A 20,861-nucleotide genomic window follows, 5' to 3' on the forward strand; every position below is an offset into this window, starting at 1 on the left:
CGGCGAGCCGGTTGCGGGCGCGGTTGACGCGGCTCTTGATGGTCCCGATCGCCACGCCGCAGATCCGGGCGACCTCCTCGTAGGACAGGCCCTCGGCCCCGACCAGGATCAGCGCCTCGCGCTGGTCCGGCGGCAGCTTGGCGAGGCCGGCGCGCAGGTCCTGCACGTCCAGGCGGTGGCCCTGGTCGGGGGCCGAGAACAGCCGCGCCGCGTAGGTCCCGTCCTCGTCCTGCACCTCGCGCATGCGCTTGCGCTGCTCCGAGTAGAAGGCGTTGCGCAGGATGGTGAACAGCCACGCGTTGAGGTTCGTGCCCGGCTGGAAGCGGTGCTGGTTCTGCCAGGCGCGCAGGATCGTGTCCTGCACGAGGTCGTCCGCCCGGGCGGAATTGTTGGTGAGCGAGAGCGCGAAGGCCCGCAGCGAGGGCAGGGCGGAGAGGAGCCCGTCGCGGAACTCCGGCTCGACGCTGCGCCCCTGGGCGGCGAGCGCGGCTTCGAGCCGCTCGATCAGCGCCAGGACCGTGTCCGGGGTGGCGGTCTCGATCGCCGCGTAGGCCTCCCGCAGCTGCCGCCCGAGGTGCTGCTGCACCGTGGAGGGCAGGGAGGGCTTGGGCTCGGCCGGGGCGAGGGTGGCGGCATTCGGGTAGAGCATGGGGGGACTCTTCGCTTGGAGGGGCGGGGGCGGACGGTTCCGCCCGGGGACGAGGGGGGCGGGGGAGGTCAGGCGCGCCCGGGGCGCCGGTCGCCGCCGCGAGCGGTCTCCGGCGCGGTCCCCCCGGGCCCGCCCCTCGCCGCGCCTCCCGCCTGCTCGATCGCCATCGGCTCCTCCTCTACCCCGTGTGACGCGCGAGGCCGCAACCTGGCCTCGCGCCGGGGCAACGGCCGAAGCACGGCCAAGGTTCCCGAGCCGGACTCTTTCCCGAGCCGGATCCCCCGAGGCGCTCCTACCAGGGCCGGCCGCCGGGCCGGCGCCGGTACTCCGCCGCCCGGATCCGCGTCAGGAGCCGGTCGAGGTCCACCAGGAGGTCCCGCTCCTCCGCCTCGGCCGCCGCGATCGCCTCCGGATCGGACAGGTAGAGCCGCTGCTGGCGCGCGAGGGCGAGCCGGCGCTCCAGCCCCTCCCGCTCCGCATGCAGCGCGAGCAGCGCCGCGCGCTCCGAATCGTGCCCGTTCCCGCTCCCGGTCGTCGATGCCTCCTGCACGGCGGGGTCCTCACCTGCTCCCAGCTTGCCATGGCAGGATAACGCGCGAGCCCCCCGGACCGTCCCATGCTCCCGGCGACTTCGAGCGGAGGGCGAGGGCGATGTCATGCAACCGTCATGCAACCGTCATAGGGGCGGCGTCGTGCGGGGCTACCGCTCGCGCCGCGATGGACAGCCTCTCGCCCCGAGGCGAGACCCAGACCGCGCGTCAGATTGACGGAACACGGAGAGCTTTCGTGAAACGATTCGCCACCGCGCTCGCCATCGGGCTCGCGACCGCCCAGATCGCCACCGCCGCCCTCGCGGCCGACATCACCGGCGCCGGCGCCACCTTCCCGTTCCCGGTCTACTCGAAGTGGGCCGAGGCCTACCGCAAGGAGGCCAGCGTCGGCCTGAACTACCAGTCGATCGGCTCCGGCGGCGGCATCAAGCAGATCCAGGCCCGCACGGTCGATTTCGGCGCCACCGACGCGCCCCTGAAGGGCGAGGCCCTCGAGAAGGACGGGCTCGTGCAGTTCCCGACCGTGATGGGCGGCGTCGTCCCGGTCGTGAACATCCAGGGCGTGAAGTCGGGTGAGGTGAAGCTCACCGGCGAGCTCCTCGCCGAGATCTACGCCGGCAAGATCAAGAAGTGGTCCGACCCCAGGATCGCCAAGCTGAACGAGAGCGTGAAGCTCCCCGACGCGGTGATCACGCCGGTCTACCGCTCCGACGCGTCCGGCACGACGAGCATCTTCACGACCTACCTGTCGGACGTGTCGGCCGATTGGAAGAAGGAGTTCGGCGCCTCGACGACGATCAGCTGGCCGGCCGGCCAGGGCGGCAAGGGCAACGAGGGCGTCACCGCCGTCGTGAAGCAGGTGCCGAACGCGATCGGCTACGTCGAGTACGCCTACGCCAAGCAGAACAAGCTGCCGGTGGCGCTGCTCCAGAACAAGGCCGGCAAGTTCCCCGAGCCGAGCGACGAGGCCTTCCAGGCCGCCGCCGCCAACGCCGACTGGAAGTCCGCCCCGGGCTTCGGCATCGCGCTGACCAACCAGGCCGGCGAGAAGGCGTGGCCGATCACCGCCGCCACCTTCATCCTGGTGCCCAAGAGCCCCAGCGACCCGGCCCGCGCCGCCGAGGTGCTGAAGTTCTTCTCCTGGGCCTACAAGAACGGCGACAAGCTCGCCAGCGACCTCGACTACGTGCCGCTGCCCGACGCCGTCGTCGGCCTGATCCAGGACGAGTGGAAGAAGGTCACCGGCAAGGACGGCAAGCCGGTCCTCGGCATGTGAGCCGCAACCCGGCGCCCCCTCCGGCCCTCGCGCCGGAGGGGGCGCCCCATCGACGGCTCGCGTCGGGCGGCTCCGCGCGCTACAGGCGGCTCACTGAAGGGAAATCCGGATGGTCGCGTTGTCCGAACACCTCGCTCTCGCCACCGCCCCCAAGGCCGCGCGCGGCGCGCCGAGCCCCCTGGCGGACCGCCTCTTCCAGGCCGCCGCCTTCGGCTCGGCGCTGCTGGTGCTGCTGGTGCTCGCCGGCATCCTCGCCTCGATCGTCTACGGCGGCTGGCCGGCCTTCCAGGCCTTCGGGCCCGGCTTCATCACCTCGAGCGCCTGGAATGTCGGGCGCGAGGAGTACGGAGCCCTCGTCGCCATCATCGGCACCCTGGTCTCGGCCTTCCTGGCCCTGGTGATCGGCGTCCCGATCTCCCTCGGCATCGCCATCTACCTCACCCAGCTCTGCCCCGGCTGGGCGCGCAAGCCCGTGGCGATGACGATCGAGCTGCTCGCCTCGGTGCCGAGCATCATCTACGGCATGTGGGGCCTGTTCGTGTTCGCCCCGCTCTTCGCCCGCTTCGTGCAGGTGCCGGTCTCGAACCTCGTCGAGGGCCTGCCTGTCGTCGGCACGCTGCTCTACGCGCAGGTGCCCTCGGGGGTCGGCATCCTGACCGCCGGCATCATCCTGGCCATCATGATCGTGCCCTTCGTGGCCTCGATCACCCGCGACATGCTCGACCAGATCCCGACCGTCCTGCGCGAGAGCGCCTACGGCATCGGCTGCACCACCTGGGAGGTCGTGCGCCACGTGCTGGTCCCGCAGGCCTCGGTCTCGATCATCGGCGCGATCATGCTCGGGCTCGGCCGGGCGCTCGGCGAGACCATGGCGGTGACCTTCGTGATCGGCAACGCGAACCGCCTGTCGCCCTCGATCTTCGACCCGGGCTCGACCATCGCGTCGCGCATCGCCAACGAGTTCAACGAGGCGGACGGGATGCAGCTGCACGCCCTGCTGGCGCTCGGCTGCATCCTGTTCGTCGTCACCTTCATCGTCCTCATCGTGGCCCGGCTGCTCGTGCGCCGCGTGAAGGTCGCCTGATCCCGCCCGACGGAGCTCTGATGCCATGGACGCCCGGACCACCCTCGCCACGGCAGGCCAGGCCGCGACCGCCGAACCGGCGCGCCAAGCCTGGGGCCGCGTCCGCGCCGGCCGGCGCACCGCCGACCGGCTGCTGATCATCCTCTGCACGGCGGCGACGGCGCTCGGCGCGATCGTGCTGGGCTCGATCCTGCTGATGCTGATCGTCGAGGGCCTGCGCGGCCTCTCGCCGACCCTGTTCACCGAGGTGACGCCGGGTCCCGGCTCGGAGGGGGGCGGGATCGCCAACGCCATCCTCGGCAGCCTGGTCATGACGCTGATCGGCATCGTGGTGGCGACCCCGGTCGGGGTGCTCGCCGGCACCTACCTCGCCGAGTACGGGCGCACGGCCAAGCTCGCCGACGCGATCCGGTTCCTGAACGACATCCTGCTCTCGGCGCCCTCGATCCTGATCGGCCTCTTCGTCTACACGGTGATGGTGCGCACCATGGGCGGCTACTCGGGCTGGGCCGGCGGCGTGGCGCTCGCCATCATCGCGACGCCGGTGATCGTGCGCACCACCGAGGACATGCTGCGCCTCGTGCCGGGCTCCCTGCGCGAGGCCGGCGCGGCCCTGGGCGCGCCGCCCTCGATCGTGATCCGCGCCGTCACCTGGAAGGCCGCGCAGGCCGGCATCGTCACCGGCATCCTGCTCGCCCTGGCGCGCATCGCGGGCGAGACGGCGCCGCTCCTGTTCACGGCGCTCAACAACAATTCCTGGTTCAGCCCCAACCTGATGGGCGGCGTCGCCAACCTCCCGGTGATGATCTACCAATTCGCCCTCTCGCCCTACGAGAACTGGCGCCAACTCGCCTGGGCGGGCGCCCTGCTGATCACCGTGACCATCCTGGGCCTGTCGATCGCGGCCCGCCTGTTCCTGCGCGGCGGCAGGGGCCGCTGAGACCGCGCCGCCCCCCGCCGACGATCCTCCGGAGAACCCCGATGAGCGCCTCCGCCACCGCCGCACCGGTCGTCAAATCCGGCGCGGCCGACGAGACCGCCCCGGTCCGCCTCGCGGTCAAGAACCTCAACTTCTACTACGGGACCTTCCAGGGCCTGAAGAACATCAACCTCGACTTCCACGACCGGCAGGTCACCGCGCTGATCGGGCCGTCGGGCTGCGGCAAGTCCACGCTGCTGCGCACCTTCAACCGGATCTACTCGCTCTATCCCGACCAGCGGGCGGAGGGCGAGATCCTGCTCGACGGGCGCAACATCCTCGACCCGGCGATCGACCTGAACGAGCTGCGCGCCCGCGTCGGCATGGTGTTCCAGAAGCCGACGCCCTTCCCGATGTCGATCTACGATAACATCGCCTTCGGCATCCGGCTCTACGAGCGGCTCGGCAGGGCCGACCTCGACCAGCGCGTCGAGGAGGCCCTGCGCAAGGCCGCCCTCTGGGACGAGGTCAAGGACAAGCTCAAGCAATCCGGCATGGGCCTGTCGGGCGGCCAGCAGCAGCGCCTCTGCATCGCCCGCACGGTCGCCCAAAAGCCCGAGGTGATCCTGTTCGACGAGCCGACCTCGGCCCTCGATCCGATCTCGACCGGCCGCATCGAGGAGCTGCTGGAGCAGCTGCGCGGGGAATTCACCATCGCGATCGTCACCCACAACATGCAGCAGGCGGCCCGCATCTCGCAGTTCACGGCCTTCATGTATCTCGGCGAGCTGATCGAGTTCGGGCCGACGAACCGGCTGTTCATGACTCCGACAAAGCGCCAGACCCAGGACTACATCACCGGCCGGTTCGGCTGACCCTCCCCCTTGCGAGCAGGACGAGCGCCATGTCGGATCACATCGTCAGTTCCTACGACGCGGACCTGCAGAACCTGCGCCGCAGCATCGCCGAGATGGGCGGGATCGCCGAGAAGATGATGGCGGATGCGGCGACCGCCCTGGTGCGCCGCGACGGCACCCTGGCCCAGAGCGTGATCGCGGCGGATGCCCGCCTCGACGGGCTCCAGCGCGAGATCGAGGAGCGGGCGATCCTGCTCATCGCCAAGCGCCAGCCGATGGCGATCGACCTGCGCGAGACGATCTCGGCGATCCGCGTCTCCGGCGACCTCGAGCGGATCGGCGACCTCGCCAAGAACATCGCCAAGCGGGTGGTGGCGATCAGCGATCAGCCCCAGCTCCAGAAGGTGGTGGTCGGCGTCCAGCACATGAGCGACCTCGTGCAGGAGCAGCTCAAGGACGTGCTCGACGCCTACGCGACCCAGGACGTCGCCGTGGCCCTCGACGTCTGGGCGCGCGACGGCGGCATCGACGCGCTCTACACGTCCCTGTTCCGCGAGCTCCTCACCTACATGATGGAGGATCCGCGCAACATCAGCTTCTGCACGCACCTCCTGTTCTGCGCCAAGAACGTGGAGCGGATCGGCGACCACACCACCAACATCGCCGAGACGATCCACTACCTCGTCAGCGGCGAGACGCTGCCGACCGAGCGCCCGAAGAACGACCGGTCGAGCTTCGCCACGGTGGCGCCGCCGGCGCCGGAGGCGTGACCGGACCGGAGACCCGCATTGTCGATGAGCACAAGGATCCTGATCGTCGAGGATGAGGAGCCGCTGACGCTCCTGCTCCGCTACAACCTCGAAGCCGAGGGCTTCACGGTGGATGCCGTGGCCCGCGGCGACGAGGCGGATATCCGCCTGCGCGAGCAGGTGCCGGACCTCGTCCTCCTCGACTGGATGGTGCCGGGGCTGTCGGGCATCGAGCTCTGCCGCCGGATCCGGGCGCGCCGGGAGACCGAGCGGCTGCCGGTCATCATGCTCACCGCCCGCGGCGAGGAGGGCGACCGGGTGCGCGGCCTCGCCACCGGCGCCGACGACTACATCGTGAAGCCCTTCTCGGTGCCGGAGCTGCTGGCGCGGGTGCGGGCGCTGCTGCGCCGCGCCAAGCCGGCCCACGTGGCGCATCTCCTGGTGGCGGGCGACATCGAGCTCGACCGGGTCAGCCACCGGGTGCGGCGCGAGGGGCGGGAGCTGCATCTCGGCCCGACCGAGTTCAAGCTGCTCGAATTCCTGATGCAGAGCCCGGGCCGGGTCTTCTCCCGCGAGCAGCTCCTCGACGGCGTGTGGGGCCACGACGTCTACATCGACGAGCGCACGGTCGACGTGCATATCGGCCGGCTGCGCAAGGCGATCAACCGGCCGCGCCGCCCCGACCCGATCCGCACCGTGCGCGGCTCGGGCTACTCCTTCGACGAGATGTTCGCGAACGGCGCCTCCTGAGCGCCCCGGCCGCATCGAGGCCCGGCATCGGCGGACGGCATCGCGGCGTCGTGGGCCGCGAGGGTCCGCCCTGCGCGCGGCGACGGCACGCTTGACCCTCCCAGGACGACCCTCCCAGGACGCGATCCCGGCAGGATCGCGCCGCGCAGGCCCGCCGGGGCCTCGCCGCCGGGTCGTCGCCGCCGAACCGGTGACGGGTTCGGCGAACGGGGCTCAGCGGAAGGCCACGACCCGCCGGTCGCTGCGCTTGCGCTCGGTCGCCGGCTGGTAGGCGATGCGCGCGTGGTGGGTGCAGTAGGGCAGGCCCGTGATCGAGCGGGCGCCGCAGAAGCGGAAATCGGGCGAGGCCGGGTCGCCCATGGGCCAGCGGCACATGAACTCGCGCAGCTCCATGATCGTCACCCGCTCCGAGAGCGGCAGCGCCGCCTCCGCCGACGGCGGGGGCTCGGCGCGCACCAGCGCCAGCGAGGCCGGCGCGGGCGCCACCATGGTCGGGACCGGCGCCTGGGCGGGCGGGCGCTCCTCCTCGCTCGGCGCGCGGCTGCGCGGCACCGGCGCGGGCGCCCCGTTCGACTTCAGCACCCGGCCGGCCAAGCCGAGCCGATGCACCTTTCCGATCACCGCATTGCGCGAGACGCCGCCGATCTCGGCCGCGATCTGGCTCGCGCTGCGCCCCTCTCCCCACAGCCGCTTCAGGAGTTCGACCCGTTCCTTCGTCCAGCTCGGGCCCGCATCCGTCATCGCCGCCTCCGAATTCCCCCACCCATCAGCGGCACGGACGCACGCAGCCGTCTGCGTTCGGCCGTGCGACCGCGCGTCCAGTGCCTCTCTGCTGCTGATGATCGCCGCTTCGTGACAGCGCTTGCGACGGGGGTGAACCTACAGGAGCGGCCGTTCTCCGCGCAAGAGTCCCACGGCCCCGCCGGACCCGTTTTCCCCGCGCCGGGCCGGGTTCGCGCAGGGCCGCGGACTGGGGGGAGAGGCGCCCGGCGGGGTCCCCTCCGGGGGGGCGGCGAGGCCAGGAAATCCACAGCGTATCAACAGCTTGTCACGCGCCGGGGCGGGCGCGCGCCGGCGCCCCGAGGCGGCCGCCGCGCACTCCGCGGGCGGCCCCGGAGGGCCCGCCCCGGGCGAGGGCGAGCGGGACAGAGTGGCATCCGCGCCACGCTGCATCCCGTGCGAGAGGTCGCGTTGCCCGGGCGGCGCCCTGCACCTATGGTTCCGCCCCGGGCCGCGCGTGCCCGACACGGGAAATTCCATGCGGACACTCCTCGCGTCCCTGCTGCCGCTCGTCGTTCTCCTGCCCACCGGTCTCGCGGCGGAGCCGGCCGGGGGGATCCGCCTCGCCCCGCACCGGGCGGTCTACGACCTCTCGCTCCTGCGCAGCACCGGCGCCCGCGCGGTCGAGAGCGCGCGCGGGCGCATCGTCTTCGATTTCTCCGGGGATCCCTGCAAGGGCTGGGCGCTCCAGTACCGTCAGGTGACGGTGCTGGAGAGCGCCGAGAGCGGCGCGCGCACCTCGGACCTGCGCAACAACACCTTCGAGAGCGGCGACGGCAAGGCCTTCCATTTCCGCACGCAATCCGACCTGAACGGCAGCGAGCAGCCGGCGGTGGCGGGCGATGCCGAGCGCGACGAGAAGGGCCTCGCCGTCACCCTCAAGCAGCCGCAGCGGGCCCGGGTGAGCGCGCCGGGCGAGGTGCTGTTCCCGGCCGCGCACATGCGCCGCCTGATCGAGGCGGCGCAGGCGGGCGAGCACACCGTCTCGGTGAAGGTGTTCGACGGGTCCGACGACGGCCGCAAGATCTACGACACGCTCGCGGTGATCGGCCCGCGCAAGGCGGTCCCGGCGAGCGCCGAGGCCGGCAAGGACGGGGCGCCCCGGGCCGAGCCCCCGCTGCAGGAGGGGGCGATGGCGGCGATGCCGCGCTGGCCGGTGACGCTCAGCTACTTCTCCACCGGCGAGGGGGAGCGCACGCCGATCTACGTGCTGTCCTTCGACCTCTACGAGAACGGGGTGAGCGGGGCGCTGCGCCTCGATTACGGGGACTTCACCCTCAAGGGCGACCTGTCGCGGATCGACCTCGGCAGCGAGAGCAAGGAGTGCAAGCCCTGAGCCGTGCCCCCGGGCGGGCGAGCCGCCCCCGCGGGCGCCGGTCGGGTCTCATCCCAGATCCGATCGATCCCTTCGGGATGGCGGATGAGAGCTTCGCTCAGGCGCCGCGCGGGCGCGTGATCCGGGATCCGCTTGGATCGACCGGATCCCGGATCACCCCTTCGCGTCCTTGTCCGCCGGCGTGAAGGCGAGGCCGCGCTGGATCGCGGCCTCGCCGAAGCGGGCGCGCAGGGCGTCGACCGCCGCGGCCCGGCTCGCCTCGCGCCGCGCGCCCTGGTCGGCGAGGTCGCCGCGATCCGCGTGGAGGGAGGCGCAGAGGTCGCCGGCCCCGACCCCGATCAGCCGGTAGGCGGTGCCGTCGCAGGCCTCGCGCAGCATCGCCTCGGCGGGGCGGAACAGGCGCTCGGCGAGCTGCGTCGGCGCGAGGCCCGACCGGGTGCGGGTGCGCAGGCGGAACCCGGCATCCTTCAGCTTCAGGGTCACGCTCGCCGCTGCGAGCTCGGCCCGCACGAGGCGCCGCGCCACCGTCTCGCACAGCCGCCACAGGATCGGGCGCAGGGCTGCGAAATCCCGCAGGTCCTCCGCGAAGGTGGTCTCGCCCGAGACGCTCTTGGCCGCGCGGTGCGGCTCGACCGGGCGCGGATCCTCGCCGCCGGCAAGGCGCGCGAGCCGGGCCGCGTCGCGGCCGAGGGCGGCCCGGAGCCGGGCCGGATCCGCCCGCGCGAGGTCGCCGACGCGGCGGATCCCGATCTCGGCGAGCCGCCCGGCGGCCGCCTGCCCGACCCCCGGCAGGATGCCGACCGGCCGCGGCGCCAGGAAGGCCCGCGCCTCCTCCCGGCCGATCACCGAGAAGCCGCGCGGCTTCTCCAGGTCCGAGGCGATCTTGGCCAGGAACTTGTTCGGCGCGAGCCCGATCGAGACCGTGATGCCGAGCTGCGCCTCCACGGCCCGCGCGAAGCGCGCCAGCGTCACGGCGGGGCTCGCCCCGTGCAGGCGCTCGGTGCCGGAGAGGTCGAGGAAGGCCTCGTCGATCGAGACCGGCTCGACGAGCGGGGTGAGCGCGCGCATCATCGCCCGCACCTCGCGCCCGACCCGGGCGTACTTCTCCATGTCGGGCCGGATCACCACGGCGTCCGGGCAGGCCCGCAGGGCCTTGAACATCGGCATGGCCGAGTGCACCCCGCGGGTCCGGGCGAGGTAGCAGGCGGTCGCGACCACGCCGCGCCGCCCCCCGCCGACGATGACGGGGCGGTCGCGCAGGGAGGGATCGTCCCGCTTCTCGATCGCCGCGTAGAAGGCGTCGCAATCCACGTGCGCGATGCTGAGCGCGTCGCGCTCGGGGTGCGCGACGAGGCGGGGCGAGCCGCAGGCGGCGCAGCGCCGCGGGCCGCCCGGGCGGGCGGCGCCCCCGCCGGTGAGCCGGGCGCAGTCGCGGCAGAGCGCCGGGGCGCCCGCGCTCATGCGTCGAAGGGATCCGCGCCGAAGGAATCCGGATCCGGGGGACCGAGGCGGCGCCACGCCAGCGTGATCCGCTCGGGCGGCTCCCCGACCGCCCGGGCGCAGGCGAGGAGGAGATCCTCGTCCGACACCACGTGGTCGAGGAGGCCGAGCATCAGCTCGGGCGATTCGGCCGCCTCCCGCAGGGCGGACGGGCTCAGGCCCGCCCCCTCCATGAAGCGCATCAGGCGCCCCGGATCGGCCGTCACGAAGGCGAAGACCGCGGCGGCGATCCCCTCGGCCTCGCTGCGACTCGGTAATCCTCGCTGGGGAGGCTTCCCTCTGGTAAAACTCGGCGATTTGCGTTTCATCAACTTGTGCCGCTTAAACGGGACGGGCAGGCGTCGTCGGAGGTTCGGATGCGTCTCGTCGGCGCCGGAGACAGTGAGCCATGACGAAGACCGTGCTCATCGTCGAGGACAACGAGCTCAACATGAAGCTCTTCAACGACCTGTTGGAGGCGCATGGCTACGCGACCCTGAAGACCGCCAACGGGATCGAGGCGATCGAGCTCGCGCGCCGGCACCGCCCCGACCTGATCCTCATGGACATCCAGCTCCCGGAAGTGTCGGGACTCGAGGTCACCAAGTGGATCAAGGAGGACGACGAACTCAAGAGCATTCCGGTGATCGCGATCACCGCCTTCGCCATGAAGGGGGACGAGGAGCGCATCCGGGAGGGCGGCTGCGAGGCCTATCTGTCGAAGCCCATTTCGGTGGCGAAGTTCCTCGCCACCGTCAGGACCTATCTCGGCGACGAGCGCCAGAGCTGAGGGCCCCCCTCCATGTCGGCACGCGTGCTCATCGTCGACGACCTCTTCCCGAACCTCAAGCTCCTCGAGACCAAGCTGTCGCTGGAGTATTTCGACGTGATCTCGGCCATGAACGGGCCGGACGCGATCGCGATCTGCGAGCAGGGCCTGTGCGACATCGTCCTCCTCGACGTGATGATGCCGGGCATGGACGGGTTCGAGGTGTGCCGGCGGCTGAAGACGACGCCGACCACGGCGCATCTGCCGGTGGTGATGGTGACCGCCCTCGACCAGCCGAGCGACCGCCTGCGCGGCCTCGACGCCGGGGCCGACGATTTCCTGACCAAGCCGATCGACGACACGGCCCTGCTCGCGCGGGTGCGCAGCCTCGTGCGGCTGAAGGCGATGACCGACGAGCTGCGCAACCGCGCGCTCGCCTCGCGGGACCTCGGCTTCGCGGACCCGCTCGCGGCGGCGGCCGCCGAGACCGGGCTCAACGCCCACCTGCTGATCGCCGATGACCGCCGCGCCTCGGCCGAGCGCATGGCCGCGGCGCTGAGCCAGTCCCATTGCGTCGAGGTGGTGGCCGATCCGCACCGGGCGCTGGAGACCGCGACCGAGGGCAATTTCGACGTGGCGCTGGTCAGCCTCGACTTCGACGGGTTCGACGGGCTGCGCCTGTGCAGCCAGCTGCGCTCCCTCGACCGGACGCGCGGCATGCAGGTGGTGATGCTCGCCGACGCGGGCGACCGCGCCCGGATCATGCGCGGGCTCGACCTCGGCGTGCACGACTACCTGGTGCGCCCGATCGACCGCAACGAGCTCGTCGCCCGGGTGCGCACCCAGGTGCGGCGCCGGCGCTTCGCGCATTCCCTGCGCGAATCCGTCCAGGCCTCGATGGAGCTCGCCGTCACGGACGGGCTCACCGGCCTGCACAATCGCCGCTACTTCGACAGCCACCTCGCCGGGCTGTTCCGCGAGACCTCCCTGCGCGGGCGGCCGCTCGCCCTGCTCCTCCTCGACATCGACCGCTTCAAGGCGATCAACGACAGTTTCGGCCACGACGCGGGCGACGAGGTGCTGCGCCAGTTCGCCGACCGGATCCGCGCCCATACCCGGGGCATCGACATCGTCGCCCGCTTCGGCGGCGAGGAGATCGTCGTCGTGGTCCCGGATACCGGGCTCGACGGCGCCGGCCAGGTCGCCGAGCGCATCCGCGAGCGGATCGAGGCGACGCCCTTCCTGGTGCACGGGGGCACGCGGGGAATCGACGTCACGGTCTCGATCGGCCTGGCGGTGCGCCACCCGGACGACGCACTCCCCGCCGACCTCCTCAAGCGCGCCGACGTGGCGCTCTACCGGGCCAAGCAGGAGGGGCGCAACCGGGTCGTCGCGGCCGCGGCCTGAACCCGGCCGAGAGGTGCGGTAGAATGACGCAGAGCGAGCCGGGAGCGGTCCCGGCGCTCGGCCGACGGGCCCGCGGCCAGGCTGCAGGCCGTTGATTTCGGCCATGTCTTGGCGCCGATGATCCGCCAACCTTGGCAGTCAAACCGCGTAAATCGGCGTCGATCTTCGCGAATGCATCGTCGCGAAGTCTGTTGCATCCTGCTTCGATCGCAGCGCGCGAGAAAAGAGCCGCGCATCGACAGGATGCTCAGCATGGAACATCAGCCGCTCCGTCACCTCCGCGACATCGCCGACGTCGAGCCGGTCCCGGGCCTGCTCGAAGGCCGGCGCGCCCGGCTCGAACGCTGGGCCGAGATCCTCGACCGCGAACCGACCCGGGCCTTCACCACGCTCGAGGAGATCGAGTTCGTGCCGCGCCGGATGCGGGCGGCGATCCGGGCCGACAACTCCCCGCTCGCCTACGCCTACGCGGACCCGGTGCTGCGGGCGAGCGGGCTCGCGGGCGACACGTTCGGGGAGGCGCGCCGCTTCTTCGAGCTGAGCACCGGGGAGGCCCACCACCTGCTCTGCTCCTGCGTGAACGGCCGCAGCGTCACCGGCTCCGCCACCGCCCGCCGCCTGCGCCGCCTCGCGGCCAAGCGCCCGGGCCTGTGGTTGGCCTATGGCTGCGCGGCCGGGGTCGCGGCCCTGCCGGGGCTCCTGTACCTGCTGGGGTGAGACGACTCGGCCGAGACGACGAAGGCCGCCCCGGGGGCGGCCTTCCAGCGGCCCTCGGCCGCCCACAGAACCGGCCGGCGGCCGCGGGCCGCCGCGCCGCTCACTTGATCTTGGCTTCCTTGAACTCGACGTGCTTGCGCGCCACGGGGTCGTACTTCTTGAACGACAGCTTGTCGGTCTGCGTGCGCGAGTTCTTCTTCGTGACGTAGAAGTAGCCGGTGTCGGCGGTCGAGACGAGCTTGATCTTGACGGTGACGGCCTTGGCCATGACGCGACCTCGTTGGGCTGGGGATGCGTCCGGGTGACCGAAACGCAAAAGGGCCGGGATGACCCCGGCCGAAACGCGCCGCCTTCCTGCCCGAAGGCGTGGGCGGCGTCAAGCCGGGCGGGACCGGTCAGGCCGGGCGGGACCGGTCAGGCCGGGCGGGACCGGTCAGGCCGGGCGGGACCGGTCAGGCCGGGGAGGGGCGGATCACCCGGGCCCCGACCACCGCCAGGTAGGCGAGGAAGAGCCCCGCCAGGGCCCAGGCGAAGCCGTGCGGGGAGGCGAGGTCCATGCCGCCGCCGACGAGGGGCGGGCCGAGGACGAGGCCGACATTGTAGAGCACCAGGAAGGCCGCGTTCGCCCCGGCGAGCGCCGCCCCCTCGAAGCGCGCACCGAGATGGGCGAGCCCGACCGTGTAGAGCGTGCCGGCGATCCCGCCCCAGACGAACAGGATCGTGCCGAGCAGCCAGGGCTGCCCCGCCCCGGCGGGGAGCAGCAGGGCGCCGAGCGCCCCGCCGGCGCCGGCCGCGAGCAGCACCTTGCGCCGGTCGACATGGTCCGAGAGCAGGCCGACCGGGATCTGGAACAGGACGTTGCCGAGGGCCGCGAGGCTCACGAGGCCCGCCGCCGCCTCGGGCGTGAGGCCGAGCCGCAGGCCGTAGATCGGCAGGATGGCGAAGCCCCCGGTCTCGACGGCGCCGTAGACCAGGGCCGCGAGGGTCGCGGAGGGCGCGACCCGCAGGTAGCCGAGGAAGCCCCGCCCGCCCTTGCGGGGGATCTCCGGCGACAGCCCGCGGGCGAGGAGGAGCGGGATGCTGGCTGCTCCGAACAGGGTCGCCCCGGCGAGGTAGGGGAGCCAGCCGGCGGTGCCGAGGAGGCCGAGCAGCGCCGGGCCGACCGCGAAGCCGAGGGCCAGGATCGTCGCGTAGACGCCCATCACGAGGCCCCGCCGGGCCGGCGGCGCCGCCTGGTTGATCCAGAATTCCGAGAGCACGAACAGCACCCCGAGCGCCGCCGAGAAGGTGAAGCGCAGGGGGAACCACCAGGCGAGGTCGAACAGGAGCTTGAAGCCGAGGAGCGAGACGGCCCCGACCGCGATCGCCGCGAGCAGGAGCGGCAGCACGCCGAGCCGGGCGGCGATCCGAGGCACGAAGGGCACCACCGCGATGCTGGCCACCCCGGCCACGGCGGTGTTGACGCCGATCATCGTGTTGGAGACGCCCATCCGCTCCATCTCCAGGGAGAGGAGCGGGATCGACAGGCTGAGGCCGATCCCCACCACCGCCACACAGGTGATGGCCGCCCCGATCGAGGCGACCTCGCTCCTGCCGAACTCCGTCGTGACCGCGTCCATCCTGTCCCTGCCGGCTGCCGTCGGGCGCCCCGATATGGCGCGTCGGGACCGCCGGGGCCAGGGCGCGGCCGCGGCGGGCGCACCCGAGGGGCGCGCCCGCCGAAGTCAGGCGGCCCGGACGTCGGAGAGGAAGCGCTCCACCTCCGCCCGCAGCTGCTCGGCCTGGCGCGAGAGGTCGGAGGCCGAGGCCAGCACCTGCGCGGCGGCCGCGCCCGTCTCCTCGGTGGCGGAGGCGACGCCCGCGATGTGGCCGTTCACCTGCGTGGTGCCGTCGGCGGCCTCGGTCACGTTGCGGACGATCTCCTGGGTCGCCGCCGCCTGCTGCTCCACCGCCGCGGCGATGCAGGTCGCCACGCCGCTCATCTCCTGGATGCGCCCGGTGATGGTCCCGATCGCCGTCACGGCCCGGTCGGTCGAGCCGCGCATGCGGTCGATCTGGGCGCCGATCTCGCCCGTCGCCTTGGCGGTCTGGTTGGCGAGTTCCTTGACCTCGGCGGCGACCACCGCGAAGCCGCGGCCCGCCTCGCCGGCCCGCGCCGCCTCGATCGTCGCGTTGAGCGCCAGGAGATTGGTCTGGCTCGCGATCGAGGCGATGAGCCCGACCACGTCGCCGATCCGCGCGGCCGCGTCGTTGAGCTGTCCGACGAGCGCGGCGCTCTCGACGGCCTCCTCGGCCGCGGCCCGGGCGAGCTCCGCCGAGCCGTCGACCTGTCGGCCGATCTCGCGCACGGAGGTGCCGAGCTCCTCCGCGGCGGCGGCGACCATCCCGACATTGGCGGCGGCCTGCGCCGCGCCGTTCGCCGCCCCCCGCGACCGCTGCGCGGCCTCGCCCGCCACGCCGCTCATGGTCTGCGCGGTCGTCTGCAGCTCGGTGGCGGCGGACGAGACCGTGCCGACGATGCCGCCGACCGCCCGCTCGAAGCCCGCCGCCATCTCGCGCAGCAGGGCCCGGCGCCGGGTCTCGGTCTCGGCGCGGGCGGCCTCGGCCTGGGCCTCGAGGTCGCGGCTGCGCAGGAGGTTGGCCTTGAACACCTCCAGGGCCGCCGCCATCGCGCCGATCTCGTCGCGGCGCCCGAGCCCCGGCACCGGGGCCGCGGCGTCGCCCTCCGCGAGCCGCCGCATGGCGGCGGCCGTCGCGGCGAGCGGACGGGAGATGCCGAACAGCCCGAACAGCATGGCGCCGACCGAGGTGACCAGCGAGGCGGCCATCGCCAGCCACGCGGTCTCGGTCGCGGCCTCGGCGCTGCGCCGCCCGGTCTCGGCGCCCTCGGACGCTTCCCGCTTGTTGAACTCCGCCAGGGACTGGAGCTGCCGGGAGATCTCCCCGCCGAGTTCGGCGATGCCGGGCCGCGCCACCAGGGCGAGGGCCTCGTCCCGGCGGCCGGCCTCCACCGCCGCCAGGAGCGGCGCCTGCGCGGCGATGTACCTCTCCCAGACGGAGGCGTAGGCGTCGTAGGCGGCGCGCTCCGCGCCGGGCGAGATCAGGGGCTCGTAGCTCCGGCGCAGCCGCCCGATCGTCTCGCTCACCGCCGCGAGGGCGGCCTTGTTCTCCGCCAGGGCGGCCGGCCCGTCCGAGGCGACGATCAGCCGGTAGACCCGCACGCGGTACTCCCGCGAGGCCGTGTTGAGCTGGTGGACGAGGTCGACCGAGGGCAGCCAGTTCGTCGCCATCTGGTCGATCTCGGCGCGGATCGTCGCGAGCTTGACGAGGCCGATGGTGCCCTGCACGGCCGAGATCGCGGCGGTCAGCGCGAACAGGCCGACCAGGATGGACTTGAGCGTGGGGCGCATGGCGGATCCGGCGCAGGCGGGCGAAGCACGTGCGCGCCGCTGCGCCCGGCCGCCCACGTCTGATCACCGCCGTTCTGACATCCGGTTCTTTCCTGTTTCTCACCGCTTTCGTCGAAACCCGTGAGTACATCACAGTTCTGACGGCTATCTTCCCGACTTAGAGACCTCTGATAAACATATGTTATGCTGTTCTATTGGCCGATCTCGGGTGGCCTAATCCGCTTGACCGCGACGTGAGCGCGGGCGGAACTTGTTTCGGCGAGTTTATCTAGGCCCTCGGCCGCGCCCGATCTTCGCCGCCGGACCGGCGTTTGCCCGCGGGCGCGGCGGCTCATGCGCCATCCGGGTGATGGCTTCGCCATCTCGCATTTCGGCCATGCGGATGTCAGCGTCGCTCAGGCGCCGCGCGGGCTGGTGATCCGGGATCCGCTGCGATCGAGCCGATCCCGGATCAGATCTCCTCGCGGGTGTGCCGGCCGCGGATCTCGCGGAAGAACGGCACCGGCAGGAAGGGGCTGAAGCCGGCCGCGAGGCGGGTTTCCAGTTCGTCGAGGACGATGTGGGTGATGCGGGGGAGGTCGAGCCGGCGCGCCTCGGCGAGGCTCACCCAGGCGAGTTCGGTGAGTTCCGCCTCCGGCCCGACCATGCCTGGCGTCTCGCCCGCGACGGCGTCGCGGGTCACCGCGAAGAAGCGGGTGTCGAAGCGCTTGGGCCGGGCGGGGGGCGTGATGGCCCGGGCGATGAACTGCACGGCCTCCAGGTCGGGCATCACGCCGGCCTCGCGGAAGGCGGCCCATGGCCCGTCGGGGGCGGTCTCGGGCGGCCCGTAATCCCGGGTCCCGATCATCAGGCCGGTCTCCTCGTAGGTCTCGCGGATCGCCGCGAGGGCGAGCGCCCGGCCGAGATGGTGGGGCGGCCGGGAGACGCGCGCCGCGAGCGCGGCCTCGGCGCGGTCGTTCAGGGTGCCGGCGACGGGCATGTGCCGGTCCGCGAGCTCGATGCGGCCGCCCGGGAAGACGTACTTGCCCGGCATGAAGGTGTGGCCGTCGTGGCGGCGGCCCATCAGCACCTTCGGGGTCCGGCCGGCATGGTCGAGGATGATCAGGGTCGCGGCATTGCGCGGCCTGAGCGCGGGTCTGCGCTCAGGCGCCGCGGAGGCCGGGGGCGCGGCCCCGCTCTCGATCGTCCCCGCCGTCGCGCGCGCCATCCCGTGCCTCCCCGCCCTGTCCGGTCCCGGTGCGTGCGCGGCGTATCGCGGAGAAGCCGTGCATGCCAAGGGCGTATTGCAGCCCGACGACCGCGCCCTTCACGGGCTGCAGCAGGGCGAGCGCCATGATCAGGGTCACGGCGGGCCAGAAGGTCAGCTCGAACCAGAGCGGCAATTCGTCGAGGCGCATCTGGCTCTCCAGGATGGCGAGCCCGACCACGTGGCCGACGATGAAGATCACCAGGTAGGGCGGCAGGTCGTCGGCCCGGTGATGGTGGAGTTCGGTGCCGCAGGCCTCGCAGGCCTCGCGCACCTTCAGGAAGCGCCCGAACAGGCGGCCCTCGCCGCAATGGGGGCAGCGGTTGCGAAAGCCCCGCAGCATCGCGAGGTGCCAGGGCACCTCGGCTGGGGGCTGCGCGGGGGCGTCCCGCCCGTCGATCTCGATCACGCCCGCTTCCCCCTCCGCTTGGTGAGGCCCTCGCGGCGCTCGGCCGCCGGGCGGCCCTTGCGCGGGCCGCCGCGCCGCGGCGCCGGGCTCGACCGCGTCCCCTCCGATACCACGTCGAAGCGCAGGGCGCCCGCCACGGGCGCGGCCTCGACCAGGCGCACGGTGACGCGGTCGCCGAGCCGGAAGGTCTCGCCGCTGCGCTCGCCCACCAGGGCGTGGCGGCCCTCCTCGTAGCGGAAATAGTCGGCCCCGAGCGTCGAGACCGGCACGAAGCCGTCCGCCCCGGTCTCGGTGAGCTTCACGAACAGCCCCGACTTGGTCACGCCCGAGATCTGGCCCGCGAAGCTGGCGCCGACCCGGTCCGCGAGGTGCTGGGCGATGAGCCGGTCGATGGTCTCGCGCTCGGCCGCCATGGCCCGGCGCTCGGCGTTGGAGATCTGCTGGCCGATCTCGGCGAGCTCGGCCGCGCCCATGTCGGGCAGCCCGTCCGGCCCGAGCCGCAGCGCCCGGATCAGGGCGCGGTGGACGACGAGGTCGGCGTAGCGCCGGATCGGCGAGGTGAAATGCGCGTAGCGGCGCAGGGCGAGCCCGAAATGCCCGGCATTCTCCGGCGCGTAGACCGCCTGGGCCTGCGCGCGCAGGATCACCTCGTGCAGGAAGGTCTGGTGCTCGGTGCCCTGGACCATGCCGAGGATGCGGTTGAACAGGGAGGGCCGGAGCACGCCCTCCTTCGGCAGCTTGATGCCGATCGAGGCCAGCACCTCGCCGAGCGCCCGCATCTTGTCGAGCGAGGGCTCGTCGTGGACCCGGTAGATCAGGGCCTGCGCCTTCTCCTCCAGGGTCTCGGCGGCGGCGACGTTCGCCTGGATCATGAATTCCTCGATCAGGCGGTGCGCCTCCAGGCGCTCGGGCACCACCACCCGGTCGACCCGGCCCTCGGCGTCGAGGACGACCTTGCGCTCGGGCAGGTCGAGGGCGAGGGGGCCGCGGGCGTCCCGGGCCGCGGCGAGCACCCGGTAGGCCGCCCAGAGCGGGCGCAGGACGGGGTCGAGGAGGGGCTGCGTGACGGCGTCCGGCTGCCCGTCGATCGCGGCCTGGGCCTGCGCGTAGGCGAGCTTGGCGGCCGAGCGCATCATCACCCGGTGGACGCTGTGGCGCCTCTTGCGGCCGTCCGCGCCGATGACGAGGCGGATGGCGAGGGCCGGGCGGTCCTCGCCGGGGCGCAGGGAGCAGAGGTCGTTCGAGATGCGCTCGGGCAGCATCGGCACGACCCGGTCGGGGAAGTAGACCGAGTTGCCGCGCAGCAGCGCCTCGCGGTCGAGGGCGCTGCCGGGCCGGACATAGGCGGCGACGTCCGCGATCGCGACCGTGACCACGAAGCCGCCCGCGTTGGCGGGGTCCGGGTCGGGCAGCGCCATCACGGCGTCGTCGTGGTCCTTGGCGTCGGGCGGGTCGATGGTGAGGAGGGGGGCGTCGCGCCAATCCTCGCGGTCCTCCATCCCGGCCGGCCGCGCCCGCGCGGCCTCGTCCAGCACAGCGGGGGGGAAGACGTGCGGGATGCCGTGGGCGTGAAGGGCGATCAGGCTCACGGCCTTCTCGGAGGCGACGGCGCCGAGGCGCTCCTTGACCCGGCCCCGGGGCAGGCCGAGGCGGCTGTCGCGGGTGAGGGCGACGCTGACGAGGTCGCCGTCGCGGGCCTCGCCCTCCTCGCCGGGCGGGATCTCGATCTCGCGGCCCTGGGCGCGTTTCTCGACCGGGAGGACGCGCCCGCCGCCCTTCTCCAGGGCGCGGTAGATCCCGAGCATCTCCGCCTTGTTGCGGCCGATCACCTTGACGACGCGGCCGAGATAGCGGCCCGGCGCCTCGCGGTCGGGCTCGACGCGCAGGAGCGCCCGGTCGCCGATCCCGGGCGCGGGCAGGCTGCCGGTCCGCCGGCCGCGCGGCGCCATCACGAGGATCTTCGGGGCCGGGCCGGCTTCCGGGTCCCACTGGGCGGGGCGGGCGAGGAGCTCGCCGTCGCGGTCGCGGGCGTCGATGTCGGCGACGAGGACCGGCGGCAGGCGGCCGGCCTTGCGCAGGCCCGCCCGGTCCTTCTCGACCGCGCCCTCGTCCTTCAGCTCGGCGAGCATCCGCTTGAGTTCGACCTTGTCGGCGCCCTTGAGGCCGAAGGCCTTGGCGATCTCGCGCTTGCCGACCTTGGTGGTCGCCTCCGCGATGAAGGCCAGCACCGCCTCGCGGGAGGGCAGGGCGGCGTGGTCGGAGGGCGGGGAGTAGCGTTTGGCCAAGGGGGAGACCCGGGGAATGGGGCGGCGGGACGGGCGAGCGACGACCGGCTCGGCGACACCCTCCGGCCCCGCGCGGGTCTCACCCTCTCGTCCGATATGGGATTGCGGCCGCGCGCGGGCAACCGCGGCGGGCAGGCGGCGGTGGAGCATAACGCAGGGCGATTGCGGCGGCGCCGGCGAGCCCGGGC

The 20,861-nt window shown here is 72.8% G+C and carries 21 protein-coding genes; 10 read left to right on the top strand and 11 right to left on the bottom strand.

The features are described 5' to 3' along the window. On the bottom strand, positions 1 to 649 hold a 649-nt coding region (locus MET2598_RS37530), incomplete at its 3' end, for a sigma-70 family RNA polymerase sigma factor (protein ID WP_018263170.1). Between the two features lie 292 nt (positions 650 to 941). Then, positions 942 to 1,199 (bottom strand): hypothetical protein, encoded by a 258-nt coding sequence (locus MET2598_RS0128455; RefSeq protein ID WP_012336318.1) that lies wholly within the window; start codon positions 1,197 to 1,199, stop codon positions 942 to 944. Between the two features lie 236 nt (positions 1,200 to 1,435). Between MET2598_RS0128455 and pstS the strand changes: the two genes are divergently transcribed. The 6 genes from pstS (at position 1,436) to phoB (ending at position 6,835) form a co-directional block, all read left to right on the top strand. Continuing rightward, entirely contained in the window at positions 1,436 to 2,476 is a 1,041-nt protein-coding gene (pstS, locus tag MET2598_RS0128460; protein WP_012336317.1) for a phosphate ABC transporter substrate-binding protein PstS, read from the top strand. Positions 2,477 to 2,585: 109 nt separating this feature from the next. Further along, positions 2,586 to 3,560: a phosphate ABC transporter permease subunit PstC gene (gene pstC, locus MET2598_RS0128465; protein ID WP_012336316.1), complete on the top strand. Its 975-nt coding sequence runs from the start codon at positions 2,586 to 2,588 to the stop codon at positions 3,558 to 3,560. Between the two features lie 25 nt (positions 3,561 to 3,585). Further along, positions 3,586 to 4,500 carry a phosphate ABC transporter permease PstA gene (pstA, locus tag MET2598_RS0128470; protein WP_012336315.1) on the top strand — a complete coding sequence of 305 codons (915 nt, stop codon included), beginning with the start codon at positions 3,586 to 3,588 and terminating at the stop codon, positions 4,498 to 4,500. A 41-nt stretch (positions 4,501 to 4,541) separates the two neighbouring features. Further along, positions 4,542 to 5,354, top strand: a complete 813-nt coding sequence (pstB, locus tag MET2598_RS0128475; RefSeq protein ID WP_012336314.1) for a phosphate ABC transporter ATP-binding protein PstB — start codon at positions 4,542 to 4,544, stop codon at positions 5,352 to 5,354. 29 nt (positions 5,355 to 5,383) lie between these two features. Further along, entirely contained in the window at positions 5,384 to 6,106 is a 723-nt protein-coding gene (gene phoU / locus MET2598_RS0128480; protein ID WP_012336313.1) for a phosphate signaling complex protein PhoU, read from the top strand. Positions 6,107 to 6,130: 24 nt separating this feature from the next. Then, the gene (phoB, locus tag MET2598_RS0128485) at positions 6,131 to 6,835 is read left to right on the top strand and encodes a phosphate regulon transcriptional regulator PhoB (protein WP_012336312.1); all 705 of its coding nucleotides are present in this window, start codon (positions 6,131 to 6,133) and stop codon (positions 6,833 to 6,835) included. A 213-nt stretch (positions 6,836 to 7,048) separates the two neighbouring features. Here the strand turns inward: phoB and MET2598_RS0128490 are convergent, their stop codons facing one another. Continuing rightward, positions 7,049 to 7,576: a GcrA family cell cycle regulator gene (locus MET2598_RS0128490; protein WP_012336311.1), complete on the bottom strand. Its 528-nt coding sequence runs from the start codon at positions 7,574 to 7,576 to the stop codon at positions 7,049 to 7,051. 517 nt (positions 7,577 to 8,093) lie between these two features. Between MET2598_RS0128490 and MET2598_RS0128495 the strand changes: the two genes are divergently transcribed. Further along, the gene (locus MET2598_RS0128495) at positions 8,094 to 8,951 is read left to right on the top strand and encodes a cell envelope integrity EipB family protein (protein ID WP_012336310.1); all 858 of its coding nucleotides are present in this window, start codon (positions 8,094 to 8,096) and stop codon (positions 8,949 to 8,951) included. Between the two features lie 153 nt (positions 8,952 to 9,104). Here MET2598_RS0128495 and MET2598_RS0128500 read toward each other — a convergent pair whose 3' ends face one another. Beyond that, on the bottom strand, positions 9,105 to 10,412 hold the full coding sequence (locus MET2598_RS0128500) for a DNA polymerase IV (RefSeq protein WP_012336309.1): 1,308 nt from the start codon (positions 10,410 to 10,412) through the stop codon (positions 9,105 to 9,107). After that, the gene (locus tag MET2598_RS0128505; protein WP_063824146.1) at positions 10,409 to 10,759 is read right to left on the bottom strand and encodes a DUF3572 domain-containing protein; all 351 of its coding nucleotides are present in this window, start codon (positions 10,757 to 10,759) and stop codon (positions 10,409 to 10,411) included. The genes MET2598_RS0128500 and MET2598_RS0128505 overlap by 4 nt, the downstream gene beginning before the upstream one ends. An 80-nt stretch (positions 10,760 to 10,839) precedes the next feature. Here MET2598_RS0128505 and MET2598_RS0128510 point away from each other — a divergent pair, with 80 nt between their 5' ends. The 3 genes from MET2598_RS0128510 (at position 10,840) to MET2598_RS0128520 (ending at position 13,323) form a co-directional block, all read left to right on the top strand. After that, positions 10,840 to 11,220, top strand: coding sequence for a response regulator (locus MET2598_RS0128510; RefSeq protein ID WP_012336307.1), 381 nt, complete (start codon positions 10,840 to 10,842; stop codon positions 11,218 to 11,220). Between the two features lie 12 nt (positions 11,221 to 11,232). Beyond that, the gene (locus MET2598_RS0128515; RefSeq protein ID WP_012336306.1) at positions 11,233 to 12,606 is read left to right on the top strand and encodes a PleD family two-component system response regulator; all 1,374 of its coding nucleotides are present in this window, start codon (positions 11,233 to 11,235) and stop codon (positions 12,604 to 12,606) included. A gap of 252 nt (positions 12,607 to 12,858) precedes the next feature. Then, complete coding sequence (locus tag MET2598_RS0128520) at positions 12,859 to 13,323, top strand: hypothetical protein (RefSeq protein ID WP_012336305.1); 465 nt, start codon at positions 12,859 to 12,861, stop codon at positions 13,321 to 13,323. A 100-nt stretch (positions 13,324 to 13,423) separates the two neighbouring features. Here MET2598_RS0128520 and rpmG read toward each other — a convergent pair whose 3' ends face one another. The 6 genes from rpmG to rnr all read right to left on the bottom strand — a co-directional run bounded on the left by rpmG (position 13,424) and on the right by rnr (position 20,673). Beyond that, the gene (gene rpmG, locus MET2598_RS0128525) at positions 13,424 to 13,591 is read right to left on the bottom strand and encodes a 50S ribosomal protein L33 (protein WP_012336304.1); all 168 of its coding nucleotides are present in this window, start codon (positions 13,589 to 13,591) and stop codon (positions 13,424 to 13,426) included. A gap of 184 nt (positions 13,592 to 13,775) precedes the next feature. Then, positions 13,776 to 14,942 carry an MFS transporter gene (locus tag MET2598_RS0128530; protein ID WP_012336303.1) on the bottom strand — a complete coding sequence of 389 codons (1,167 nt, stop codon included), beginning with the start codon at positions 14,940 to 14,942 and terminating at the stop codon, positions 13,776 to 13,778. Between the two features lie 105 nt (positions 14,943 to 15,047). Then, positions 15,048 to 16,733, bottom strand: a complete 1,686-nt coding sequence (locus MET2598_RS0128535; RefSeq protein ID WP_018263173.1) for a methyl-accepting chemotaxis protein — start codon at positions 16,731 to 16,733, stop codon at positions 15,048 to 15,050. A gap of 451 nt (positions 16,734 to 17,184) precedes the next feature. Then, positions 17,185 to 17,940: an NUDIX hydrolase gene (locus MET2598_RS0128540; RefSeq protein ID WP_012336301.1), complete on the bottom strand. Its 756-nt coding sequence runs from the start codon at positions 17,938 to 17,940 to the stop codon at positions 17,185 to 17,187. Next, positions 17,876 to 18,388 (bottom strand): DUF983 domain-containing protein, encoded by a 513-nt coding sequence (locus MET2598_RS0128545; protein WP_012336300.1) that lies wholly within the window; start codon positions 18,386 to 18,388, stop codon positions 17,876 to 17,878. The genes MET2598_RS0128540 and MET2598_RS0128545 overlap by 65 nt, the downstream gene beginning before the upstream one ends. Further along, positions 18,385 to 20,673: a ribonuclease R gene (gene rnr / locus MET2598_RS0128550; protein ID WP_018263174.1), complete on the bottom strand. Its 2,289-nt coding sequence runs from the start codon at positions 20,671 to 20,673 to the stop codon at positions 18,385 to 18,387. The genes MET2598_RS0128545 and rnr overlap by 4 nt, the downstream gene beginning before the upstream one ends. Between the last annotated feature and the right edge of the window lie 188 nt (positions 20,674 to 20,861).

The organism is Methylobacterium sp. WSM2598, from assembly GCF_000379105.1.
In the GTDB taxonomy this organism is placed as follows: domain Bacteria; phylum Pseudomonadota; class Alphaproteobacteria; order Rhizobiales; family Beijerinckiaceae; genus Methylobacterium.